Origin of the sequence: Lentzea indica, assembly GCF_012184385.1 — a bacterium.
GTDB classification, from domain to species: domain Bacteria; phylum Actinomycetota; class Actinomycetes; order Mycobacteriales; family Pseudonocardiaceae; genus Lentzea; species Lentzea indica.
Genome location: NZ_VSRL01000300.1, coordinates 1 through 10,029, shown reverse-complemented (window position 1 = coordinate 10,029; position 10,029 = coordinate 1). Strand labels below are relative to the sequence as shown.

General features: G+C 68.3%; 14 protein-coding genes and 1 tRNA gene. 3 read left to right on the top strand and 12 right to left on the bottom strand.

From position 1 onward, the window contains the following. The 3 genes from FXN61_RS42805 to FXN61_RS42795 form a co-directional block, all read left to right on the top strand. Positions 1 to 486, top strand: a 486-nt coding sequence (locus FXN61_RS42805; RefSeq protein WP_188136100.1) for an anti-sigma factor domain-containing protein, incomplete at its 5' end; no start/stop codon positions are given. Between the two features lie 22 nt (positions 487 to 508). Continuing rightward, positions 509 to 931 (top strand): TIGR02611 family protein, encoded by a 423-nt coding sequence (locus FXN61_RS42800; RefSeq protein WP_167979562.1) that lies wholly within the window; start codon positions 509 to 511, stop codon positions 929 to 931. A gap of 56 nt (positions 932 to 987) precedes the next feature. Beyond that, positions 988 to 1,059, top strand: a tRNA-Val gene (locus FXN61_RS42795). A gap of 121 nt (positions 1,060 to 1,180) precedes the next feature. Here FXN61_RS42795 and FXN61_RS42790 read toward each other — a convergent pair. From FXN61_RS42790 to FXN61_RS42735, 12 genes are all read right to left on the bottom strand, one after another. Further along, a complete protein-coding gene (locus tag FXN61_RS42790) occupies positions 1,181 to 2,524 on the bottom strand; it encodes a tyrosine-type recombinase/integrase (protein WP_167979561.1) in 1,344 nt (447 codons plus the stop codon). Further along, positions 2,521 to 2,721, bottom strand: coding sequence for a helix-turn-helix transcriptional regulator (locus tag FXN61_RS42785; protein WP_167979560.1), 201 nt, complete (start codon positions 2,719 to 2,721; stop codon positions 2,521 to 2,523). Before FXN61_RS42785 ends, FXN61_RS42790 begins: the two co-directional genes overlap by 4 nt. Before the next feature lie 168 nt (positions 2,722 to 2,889). Continuing rightward, on the bottom strand, positions 2,890 to 3,309 hold the full coding sequence (locus tag FXN61_RS42780) for a DUF7736 domain-containing protein (RefSeq protein ID WP_167979559.1): 420 nt from the start codon (positions 3,307 to 3,309) through the stop codon (positions 2,890 to 2,892). A gap of 159 nt (positions 3,310 to 3,468) precedes the next feature. After that, entirely contained in the window at positions 3,469 to 5,016 is a 1,548-nt protein-coding gene (locus tag FXN61_RS42775) for a YfjI family protein (RefSeq protein ID WP_167979558.1), read from the bottom strand. Between the two features lie 97 nt (positions 5,017 to 5,113). After that, positions 5,114 to 5,554: a hypothetical protein gene (locus FXN61_RS42770; protein WP_167979557.1), complete on the bottom strand. Its 441-nt coding sequence runs from the start codon at positions 5,552 to 5,554 to the stop codon at positions 5,114 to 5,116. Positions 5,555 to 5,606: 52 nt separating this feature from the next. After that, entirely contained in the window at positions 5,607 to 5,963 is a 357-nt protein-coding gene (locus FXN61_RS42765; RefSeq protein WP_167979556.1) for a hypothetical protein, read from the bottom strand. Between the two features lie 36 nt (positions 5,964 to 5,999). Continuing rightward, positions 6,000 to 6,356, bottom strand: a complete 357-nt coding sequence (locus FXN61_RS42760) for a hypothetical protein (RefSeq protein WP_167979555.1) — start codon at positions 6,354 to 6,356, stop codon at positions 6,000 to 6,002. Then, the gene (locus tag FXN61_RS42755; protein WP_167979554.1) at positions 6,353 to 6,895 is read right to left on the bottom strand and encodes a bifunctional DNA primase/polymerase; all 543 of its coding nucleotides are present in this window, start codon (positions 6,893 to 6,895) and stop codon (positions 6,353 to 6,355) included. Before FXN61_RS42755 ends, FXN61_RS42760 begins: the two co-directional genes overlap by 4 nt. Before the next feature lie 227 nt (positions 6,896 to 7,122). After that, positions 7,123 to 8,943, bottom strand: coding sequence for a DNA cytosine methyltransferase (locus FXN61_RS42750; RefSeq protein WP_167979553.1), 1,821 nt, complete (start codon positions 8,941 to 8,943; stop codon positions 7,123 to 7,125). Then, positions 8,943 to 9,377 carry an RRQRL motif-containing zinc-binding protein gene (locus FXN61_RS42745; protein WP_167979552.1) on the bottom strand — a complete coding sequence of 145 codons (435 nt, stop codon included), beginning with the start codon at positions 9,375 to 9,377 and terminating at the stop codon, positions 8,943 to 8,945. The genes FXN61_RS42750 and FXN61_RS42745 overlap by 1 nt, the downstream gene beginning before the upstream one ends. Beyond that, positions 9,377 to 9,805, bottom strand: coding sequence for a hypothetical protein (locus tag FXN61_RS42740; protein WP_167979551.1), 429 nt, complete (start codon positions 9,803 to 9,805; stop codon positions 9,377 to 9,379). Before FXN61_RS42740 ends, FXN61_RS42745 begins: the two co-directional genes overlap by 1 nt. After that, the coding region (locus FXN61_RS42735) for a hypothetical protein (protein ID WP_376770809.1) at positions 9,805 to 10,029 on the bottom strand (225 nt) is incomplete at its 5' end. The genes FXN61_RS42735 and FXN61_RS42740, both read right to left, overlap by 1 nt.

The window sequence follows — 10,029 nt, the reverse complement described above, 5'->3', positions numbered from 1 at the left end:
CGCCGCACGGGCCGCGTCCTGCTGGCCGCGGCCGCGGCTCTGGCCGTCCTGGCCGGCGGCGGATACCTGGGCGTGCGCGTGAACCAGCTTTCGGGCGAAATAGCGGCTTCCCAGGCCCGCACCAACGAGCTGAACAAGGCGCTGTCGCTGGCCGCCGACCCCGCCACGAACAGGGCGGTCCTGCGCACGGGCTCCGGCGACGAGGTGGCCATCGTGCTGTCGAACCCCACCTCCGGCGCCGTGATGCCGCTGAACCTGAAACCGAACGACTCAGGTCACGTTTACGTAGTTTGGGGTGCGAGCACGAAAGCGCCGGTACCGTTGGCGGTGTTCGACGTGCGCGCAGGCTCGACCGACCCACAGCTGCTGAGCTGGTCGGCCGACGCTCACAAACACACGACGTTCGCGGTGTCGCTCGAACCCGGCCGCCAAGCCCCGCCGAAGCCCTCGGAGGTGCTCGCAGGAGGCCAGGTTGCACCCGCCTGAGTCCCAACAGGATGATCGACACATGACGAAGCCCGACGTGAAGCCCGACGAGCACAAGGGCTGGCGCCACTGGTTCCACCGCAACCCGGCGCTGAACCTGGCCTACCGCATCGGCGTGGGCGTGATCGGCGGCCTCGTGCTGATCGCGGGCATCATCATGATCCCCTACCCCGGCCCCGGCTGGCTGGTGGTCTTCGCGGGCCTCGCGATCCTCGCGACCGAGTTCGAGTGGGCGGGCCGAGTCCTCAAGTTCGCCAAGCGCTACTACGACCGCTGGGTCGAGTGGCTCAAGCGCCAGCCCGGCTGGGTCCGCGGCCTGGTGATGGCCGGCGTCTGCGCCATCGTGCTCGTCACCTGCTACTTCCTCAACGTGTTCGCGCTGGTCGGCGGCTGGGTCGGCATCGAGTGGAGCTGGTTGCAGAGCCCGGTTTTTGGTTCTCGTTGATGATGTTGTAGGCTATGGCCACACCGCGAGAGCGGTACAGCAAGACAACAGAACACGGGCGTTTAGCTCAGCGGGAGAGCGCTTCGTTCACACCGAAGAGGTCACTGGTTCGATCCCAGTATCGCCCATTACAGCCGGAGAGCCCCCGACCTGCATAGGTCGGGGGCTCTCCGGTTTCTTGCGCACGTCAATGACCCCCGAAACCGGCCTGCGGTAGCCGAAACGGTAGCCAAACGGCGTTCTAAGCGATCAGCTGACGTCCTCCTCCCACTTCGGCAGGAATAGACCACCGATGTCCTCCGCAGCCCCTGCATCAAGGTCCGGGATGTCTGCGGAGTAGGTGTCGAGGGTGAACGCCACGGTCGCGTGCCCGAGTCGGCTGCTCACGATCTTCGGGTGCACACCCGACCTCAGCGCGATCGTGGCGTAACTGTGCCGGACGTCGTGCAGTCGAATCAGCGGGATCTTCGCCTCGTCCACCAGTCGGTTGAACTGCTCAGTAATCGTGTCTGGATAGATCGGCCTGCCGTCCTCCCAACAGAAGACGAGTTTGTGCTCTTGGTACCCCTTCCCGAAGACACGCTTCTGCTCACTCACCTGTTCGAGGTGCTTGCGCAGTACTGCCACCGTGAACTTGTCCAGCGCCAACGGGCGCCGACTGCGCGCGCTCTTGCCACCGCCGGTCTTCACGGAACCTCCGGCCACGACGCGAGTCGCTTTCATGCGGACGACTGCGGCGTCCAGATCGAGCGCATCGAACGTCAGGCCGCACAGCTCCGAGCGACGCATGCCGGTCGACGCGACGAGAACCCACAGGCCGTACAACCGGTCGCCTCTCGCCACTTCCAGGAACCGCGTCATCTGCGCCGGATTCCAGGTGTTGTGCGAGCGCCGCGGCACCGAAGGCGGCTTGACACCGTTCACCGGGTTCACGCTGAGATACCTCCAATGCACCGCCGTGGTCATCGCCGAACTCAACATGATGTGCACGCTCTTCACCGTCTTCGGCGACAGCCCTCGTTCGGTCGGCTTCGGCACCCGACCGACCTCGTAGCGCTTGAACGCTTTGCGCGCGGCCCCGTATGAGACGCCCACTTTGTCGGCGACTTCGCGCGGACGAATCTCCCGCTTGTCGAGCCGTGCCTCCTCCCACAGCTGGAACATCTCCCAGTTCGTGTCACGCTTCCGCCGCCCGTCCCGGAGCAGCTGGTCGTACAACGCCGCGATAACAGACGGCACGATGTCCTGCATCGGTCGCTTCCCGACCCACGGCAGCACGTACGCCTTGGCGAGCTGCTCATAGTTCGCCGCCGTCGTGGGCTCCGTTGTCGTTCGCGCGTACGGGAACCACGCAGTGAAGAAGTCGGCCACCTTCGCCTTGGATGGCTTGACGTAGGTCTCGGTGCGGACGGCGGTCTGAGCCTCTTCCATCGCGTCCCACGCGTCGTCTTCGGTCTCGAAACCGCTCTTGCTGATCCGCTGGCGGTCACCGGTCAGCGGATGCGGCGGGCCATCGAACGCGTACGCCCACTTGTTGCCGCGCTTGAAGACGCTCCCCGGCACCTTGCGCCGGTTGGGCTTTCGCTTGGTCATGCCGCCTCCGCATCGAGCTGCTGGTCGGACGCGAGGAACGCCTCAAGGCGAGCTCGGACGACGTACACGCGACGGCCGAACCTCCGAACGCCGGGCAACTGGCCGGCGTCGGCGTAGCGGTAAGCGGACGCGCGGCTGATGCCGAGGAGTTCGGCGGCCGCGGGGACGGAGATGAGGGCAGGCTGCTGCTCGGTCATGGATGTTCCCTCGGAGTCGACGCTGCTGGGCTGCCGCAGAAACCGCAGAATCCGCAGAATTGGCGGTAGGTGTGGGTTTGTGCAGCTCAGTAGCGGTGTCGGTGATCTTGGCCGGGTTGCCGCAGAACTCCGCAGAATTGCCGCAGAATCAGGACGGCGGCGCGTAGGTCAGTCAGTCGGCTTGTCGAAGCCGAGATCGGGCTTGTTGAGGTCCAGGTGCCACACCTTGTATAGGCTGATGGCTTCGGCCACGGCGTCCACGGACAGTGCCTCCTCGCGTTTGTCCGGGGAGAGCGGCGCGACCGGCAAGCTGGACACGCCGATGCGGGCCTTCTGCTCGTCGGCCCAGGCGTCCATGCGGCGTTCGTCGCCGTCGAAGTCTGGGGCCGCCGGGATGTCGCGGAGCTGCGGGTGCTGCTCCGCGAGCGCCTCGCCGCAGATGGGGTGAGCGCTGATCCACTCGAACTGATTGACGGTCTTGCCGACCATCCAGCTGAGAATTTCCACGTACGGGCCAAGATCCGAAGGCAAGCGGTGGGTCACCGCCAAGACGGTGTAGAGGTCGAAGTTCTTCGTGCTGGGTTCCAATGTCCACTCCTGGCTGATGGCGTTGTAGTCCGGTCGGGTTTCTGCGGCAGTTCTGTGGCGTTCTGCGGCAGCGCGGCGGTGATCGGCAGCAGTGCCGCTGACGAGCGCAGATCCATCTGCCTAAGGAGTTCTGCGGATTCTGCGGTTTGTGCGGCAGGGTCATCGCGTGGCCTGCCTGTGCGTCGGGTGCACGAAGTAGGTGGGGCTGGGTTTGCGGCCTGGGCCGCGTCGTTCGGGTTCGGGCGCGCGCTGGATGTGGAAGTGCTGTTCGAGCAGATCGAGAGCGGGTAGGAGGTCGGTGACCTTGCGGAACCGTCCCCTGGTGATCGAGGTGAACAGCTCGCGGACGGTGAAGCTGATGGGTCCCTGGCGCTCGATCCACGCGAGGACCATGCGGGCGTCGTCGGTGACTTCGTCGTTACCCATGTAGTCGAACGCACCGAGGGCGTGCGCGAGGTAGTAGGACCCGAGGGTGCGGGCGCGGCTGAACGTCTCGCTGGTGATCTCGGTGGACCACTTGTCGGCGGGGCTGTCGGCGAGGTGCAGCAGCCCGGCCAGGCGGGCGACCGTTCCGGCGTACTTGGCGGCCCAGTCGGTGATGTGGTGCAGGTTGCCGCGGGGCGCGAGCTGGGGTTCGAGTTCGGTCTGCAACGCGAACATGGCCTCGTCGGCATCGCGGCTGAAGTCGACGGTGGTCAGGTCACGCGGTGCCAGGTGCAGCACCAGTTCGGCGAGTCGCGTGCGGTAGGTGGTGCTGACGTGTTCGGGGACTTCGGGTACGCGGATCTCGCGTTGTCCGACCGTGCTGACCGGCAGCGAGTAGAGGAAGCGTCCGAGCAGGCCGCGTTCCTTGGCGGCCTTGATCTGTCCTAGGTCGCGGATGATCTGCGGCTGCACAACGAGACCCAAGGTCAGGTAGGCGTGCTCGATGAAGTCGGATTCGCGGCCCTGGCGGTCGACTTCGAGATACTCGCCGGCGTGGCCGCGCAGGAACACCTCGTAGTTCGGCGTGCCGGAGTAGCGCCCGGCGATGTTGGCGACGATGCCGCCCTCGGGCGCAAGCACGGCCAGGCGCCCGCCCTGTTCGGCCATGATGGTGGCGGCCTTCTCCGCGGTGATGTCGTCCACGACGAGACGGGGTTGGGCCGGGATCACGATCTCTCGGGCACGCAGGGCCGCGTCGCCGGCCAGGCCGATGGACGTGGGATCGGCGGTGCTGGCGGTCTTCTCCAGCTTGTCCGCTTCGCGTTCGGCGACGGCTTTCTGGATGCGGGTTTCCTCGATGTGCGGCAGCGCGAGTTCGACGAGTTCGGCCTGCGCGGCGCGGATGGGTCCGGCCATGGCGGCGAACACGTCGGACTTACGCGAGCCGGGTGGCAGCGCCACGGCCAGGAACAGGTTGACCGGCTGGGTCCAGCCCGGCCGGATGCGCACGTTGATGCGTCCGGCCGCGGCCGTCGACAGCGCGGACAAGGCGACGCACCCGGCGAGGTCGGCCGGAGTCTGGGTGAACTCGGTGACGGCGCTGACCATGTCGGCCACCCAGCCGGGCAGGACGCTGACAGGGAACGGCGGCAGGGCCCGCTGTGCGGCCGAGAGCGGGACCGGCTGCTCCCAGCCGTCTCCGGTCTGGCCGGGTTCGTCCGACACAGCACGCAGAACGCGCGCAGCACCGCTGTCGGGCAGGTGCTTGTTCGTCGCGTTCATGGAGGTGCCTCCAACCGTGGTGTCTGGAGTGGACGGTGAGGGGTGGCCGGTGCCGCACAACGGTGTGCGGCACCGGCCCGTGTTCACTGCTGGTCGATCAGCGGCTGGTGTCGCGGCGCATGCGGCGCGTTGCCTGGTCGTGGTCGGCGTGCGCTGCCGTCAGGGCGACTGCGGCGTCCAGTAACTTCGCGTGCAGGGTGCGCGCGTGCCGACGTGCGAGGCGGATCGCGTCAACGGCCTGGGTGTAGGCGGCCTGGCGCTGGTCGGTCATGGTGACCACCATCGGCCGGTTGAGCCCCATGGGGTTGGCGGTGCGCAGGGTCTCGACGAAGTGGGCGACGCCGGCGGCGGTGCCGTCCAGGATCGAGGTGGCGTGCTCGCTGCCGGTGCCCAGCGCCTCCAGCAGCTGAGTGAGCTGCTTGACGTCGGCAAGGGACTGCACGAGTTCGCTCGGTCGCTTGGTCGCGAGCACGGCGGCGCTCAGGTCGTCGTTGCTCCACTGGGTGGACCTGCGGGCGGAGTGGGCCTGGTCGGACATTCGAATCTCCCTGGTGTGGTTGGACGTTTGGCGACGGACGCTGGTGGGCGCGCTACCTCGCCTTGGCGGGCTTGGGGTACTGCATCGAGGTGGCGACGCGGACGGCGTTGGCGGCCCGGCGGGCGCTGTAGTTCGTGGCGGCGCGGACCGACTGCATGGCCTCCATGGCGTCCTGGAACGACTCGTCGACGCTGCCGCCGTGCTCTTCGACGTCCCAGGCCTTGCGGACCAGGGCGTCCACGACGCGGTGCGAGGCGGTGTGCAGGCTCACCGCAAGGGCGGCGATGTGCTGGTAGGCCGTGAAGGTCTCTTCGTGCGTGGCGAACAGGAAGTGCTTGTTGCCGGCGGCGCTGGCCAGAGCCGTCATCGCGGCGTCAAGGGCGCTGACGAACTGGTCGGAACTGGACACGGTTACTCCCTGGTGGTGTGGGGGTGGTGGAGAGGGCTAGGCGGCGTCGCGATCCAGTCGGCGCGGGCGCGTTGCTCCGAGCTTGAGTCCGGACTGGACGGTTGCGGTGATCTGGCGCGGGGTGCAGTCGCAGTCCGCGGTCACCATGTGCGCGGCGGACTGCTCCAACATGCGGGCAGCGTCGGCGTGGCCCAGCTCGTTGCCCGCGACCAGTTGGCCAAGGCTGAGCGCGGCCTGGAACAGGGTCTTGTTGTGACGGCCTCGCTGGGCCGCTGCGACCTTGGTGCGCTCGCCTTCCACGACCGCGTTCAGGTACGCCGACCGCTGCGCAGGGGCGTTCTGAGCGGGCGCTGAGACGGCCGTGGACGGCCTGGCGGCAGGTGCCTGGATCAACCAGGCGGGCAGTTCTGCGGGCGGGCGGTCGTCGGTGATCTCGTAGCGGCCGGTCGGCGTGATCGACGGCGGGCCACGACGTAGCCGCCGTGTGCGCGGGTGTCGATGAGCCAGCCCAGCGTGCCCGCGGTGTTGCGCAACGCCATGCCGGCCGGGGCGCGGAAGTACAGGTGCGTGCCGCCGGACGGGGTGCGGGCGGTGTAGGTGGGCGGGATCGTGGTGTTGGCGCGTTCGGCCAGCAGCGTCAGGACATCGAGCCCCGTTGCCACTCCGAGCATGTTGAAGCCATCCGGTGCCAGCTCGCCGGGCTTTGCGACGTCGCAGTCGACCACCACCAGCCCGGAGGGTCCGGTGGCCACCGCGACGTTGTGGCGCGGGTAGCGGGTCCAGAAGTCGCGGATCACGTTGGTGTCGTTGGTGGCGCGGGCTTCCCACTGGTCGATGAACGGGCGTTTGGCGCCGGGCACGGCGGGGAAGATGTGCCAGCCGCGGGCGGCGGCGCGCAGGATCTCGTTCAGCAGGTCGGATTCTGCGGTCATGGCGAGAGGCCTCCTTTGTGGTCGGTCGGGTCAGCGGCTGGCGCAGCCGGGGCACATGACCTGGCCGGGGCTGACGGTGTTGCCGCAGCCGGGAAAGGCGCAGGTGGCGGTGAAGCTGGCGGAATGCGTGTTCATGACGAGCTCCGTTCCGGGGTGCGTTGGTGCCGTGGCGGGGCGAGGTAGGGCGGCACTCGCCCTGCCACGGGGGCTGGTGATGGGGAGGTGGGTCAGGCGAGGACTTGAGCGATGCGGCTGGCGAGCCATTGCGCGACGTTGGCGGAGACGGCGTTTCCGGCCTGCATGGTCTGCTCGCCGCTGGTTCCGATGACGATGTAGGTGTTCGGGAACCGTTGGGCGGCCAGGTGTTCGCGTGGCTTGAGCATGCGGAACCGGCAGTCCTCGATCGCGAACGCGGGTTGCATCAGGCCGTGTTGCTCGCGTGTCGCGACGGTGGAGATCGGTTGGTTGTTCGCGCGGTGCGGCTTCGCGCCACGGCGGTACGGGATGACGAGGAGGCTGTGGTTGCCGCCGGTCGCGGTGATCGCACCGAGCGGCTGAGTGACGGGCCTCGACTTCGACTCGTCGTGCCCGCCGTAGTGGCGGGTCACAAACGCGTTGTCCGGCACGACCAGGCCGTGGTGGTTCCCACCCGCCGTGACGGTGCCGAGCGGGTGGTCGATTCCCCGCGCGGTCGACCCACCACCGCGCAGCTCGGCCACGAACGGCGGCACCGTGAGCGCGTGGTTGCGTCCGGTGGTGAGCGGGGCGAGCGGCTCGTCGATGGGTTTCGGGGTGTTGTTGGTGCGGTTCATCGTGATGAACGGCGGCATCGCTATCCCGTCGCCGATCTTCGTAGTGCGTGAGGGCAGCGGCCGGGAACCGACCGGGTAGGCGCGGCCGGTCTCGTCGTCGTGGTTGACCGACAGCATCACCGGCGGGCACACGAGAGCTTCGGTGTCACGTGTAGTGCGGGTCCGCATCGGCTGCTCGATGGTCGATGGGGCCTCGTTCCACGTGCCGCCAGCCGGGGCCAAGAACGGTGGGACCGCGACACCGTCGCCGGGTGTGCCGGTGCGTGCGGTCGTCGGCGAGTCCAACGCGGGCCACGCACGGATGTAGTCCGATCCTGGACGCTCCCACGTGTTCCCGCCTGCCGCTGCGACGACCGGCTGCGCGAACATCTCCAAGCCGACCTGGATTCGGCGCATCGTCTTGGCTGCCAGCGGCTTTGCGCGGTCGCCGATCACCTGGCCGAGGTCGTTCCAGTCGATCGCCACTGCGGCGGGCAGTACGTAGGGCTCCACGACGTCGTGGCGGCATCGGGTGTTCGGGCAGCGGTAGACGTACTGCTGGCCGTACTTGCCGATGCGGCGTTTCTCCGGGCGCTTCCACGACTGGATGGACTCAACCTGTTCGTCGCACACCGCGCAGTAGGCGATCGGACGGGGCGTCACGTCCGGCAGGAGGACGTCCTTGCGAGTGAAGGCCAGGTACAGGCGATCTCGCCACTGCGGAGCGTGCGGGTTGCCCTCACCACCGACGTGCGCGGAGGACACCGACACGTACTGCACGTTGTAGCCGGGGCGCAGCTGGCACATGCCCTGCACCCACCAGTCGAACAGTTCCCAGTCGGAGGCGACGTTGGTGACGTTCTCGACGAGGACCGCCTTGTACCGGTGGACCTCGGTGGCGCGGATGACGTCATGGAACGTCGCCCTGGTCCGGTCAAGCGCGGCCGGGCCGACGTAGCCGTCTTCGTTGAGCTCGGTGAGCAAATCCATCTGGCCGCGGGACTTCTTGCGGCCACCGGCGGGGCTGATCTCGGTGCAGATCGGCGAGGCCCAGAGGATGTCGGTGCGGGGCAGGCGACGCATGTCGTAGTTGGAGACGTCCGCGCACAGGTGCTCCGCGCCGGGGAAGTTCGCGGCGTGCGTCTCGATCGCCCGGTCCCAGTGGTTCGCGGCCAGCTTCAGCTCGAACCCGGCGGCGGCCAGGCCGATCGAGGAACCACCGGCGCCGCAGAAGATGTCGGTGAAGGTGAGAGTCATCAGCAGGCCTCCGCCATCTCGTTGGCTTGAAAGCAGGTCCAGCAGCGCTTGTAGGAGGTGGGCACGCAGTAGCCGACGTCGCGCTGGCATTGCGGGCACCAGCGGCGGGCGGCCATCGCCTTGTCCAGCGCGAAGATCCGCGCGGCGTTGAGCGGCCGGACCGGTGCGGCCAGGTCCACCCGGAACAGGTCGCACAGTTCCTCGCGGCGGTAAGGCTTGCGGTGGCGGAACCACAGCAGCGCCTGCGCGCCCTGGCCGTTGGGCCGCAGCCCGATCGCACGGAGCTGGCGGCGGGTCGCGAGACCGGGCGGGACGCCGCCGGGCCTGCCGCGCCAGGCGAACACGATCAGCCCGCCTTCACGGCCACGGCAGAACGCGGTCTGCCCGTTCCACGGCAGCACCACCTCGCAGATCGGGCGGGTGAGGCCGCTCATCACCGGTCCCGCCCTTCGGCGAGCTCGGTCACGACGCGCTGCCGGGTTTCCAGCTGCTCGATCAGCCGCGACAGCAGGCTGGCCGCGTGCCCGAACTGCTGGTCTCGCACCAGGTTCGCGACGTCCTTCAGATCCCCGCCGGCGCGGTCGGCCCACCGGTGCCACGCGCGCTTGGCCTCGTTGATGAGCGGTTGCAGGTGCTCGTGGTCCCACTCGTCGTGCGCGGCCTCGCGGCCCTCCTCGGTGGGCGGGTGCAGCGTGCTGCCGGTCCAGCCGCATTCGCACTTGGCGACGTAGCCGAGGAATTCGCGGTTCTGGTAGTTCCAGATGCTGGTGAGCTGGCCGCCGGGCAGTTTGCGGGCGGCGTAGCCCTCGTGGCCGTAGGAGTCGATCAGGTCCGCGTACGGGCCGTCGTAAGTGATGCCCATCAGGCGCTCTCCCGTCCGGGTCGGTCGTCGCGCAGGCGTCCGGTGGTGGGCAGGCTGGTCAGGCGGCGGCCGTGCTTGTCCGCGTACATGGCCGCGTCGGCGCCAGCGAGCAGCGCGGGCAGCTGCACTCCGCGGCGGGGCAGGGTCTGCGCGCCGATGCTGACCGCGAGGTTCAGGCGCTGGCGTTCACGTCCGAGTCGGTCGACGAAGATCGGTTTGGTGAG

Coding starts and splice junctions, on each gene's coding strand:
- FXN61_RS42800 (WP_167979562.1), top strand. CDS start 509: ATGACGAAGCCCGACGTGAAGCCCGACGAGCACAAGGGCTGGCGCCAC.
- FXN61_RS42770 (WP_167979557.1), bottom strand. CDS start 5,554: ATGTCCGACCAGGCCCACTCCGCCCGCAGGTCCACCCAGTGGAGCAAC.
- FXN61_RS42745 (WP_167979552.1), bottom strand. CDS start 9,377: ATGAGCGGCCTCACCCGCCCGATCTGCGAGGTGGTGCTGCCGTGGAAC.
- FXN61_RS42775 (WP_167979558.1), bottom strand. CDS start 5,016: ATGAACGCGACGAACAAGCACCTGCCCGACAGCGGTGCTGCGCGCGTT.
- FXN61_RS42790 (WP_167979561.1), bottom strand. CDS start 2,524: ATGACCAAGCGAAAGCCCAACCGGCGCAAGGTGCCGGGGAGCGTCTTC.
- FXN61_RS42740 (WP_167979551.1), bottom strand. CDS start 9,805: ATGGGCATCACTTACGACGGCCCGTACGCGGACCTGATCGACTCCTAC.
- FXN61_RS42785 (WP_167979560.1), bottom strand. CDS start 2,721: ATGACCGAGCAGCAGCCTGCCCTCATCTCCGTCCCCGCGGCCGCCGAA.
- FXN61_RS42750 (WP_167979553.1), bottom strand. CDS start 8,943: ATGACTCTCACCTTCACCGACATCTTCTGCGGCGCCGGTGGTTCCTCG.
- FXN61_RS42755 (WP_167979554.1), bottom strand. CDS start 6,895: ATGACCGCAGAATCCGACCTGCTGAACGAGATCCTGCGCGCCGCCGCC.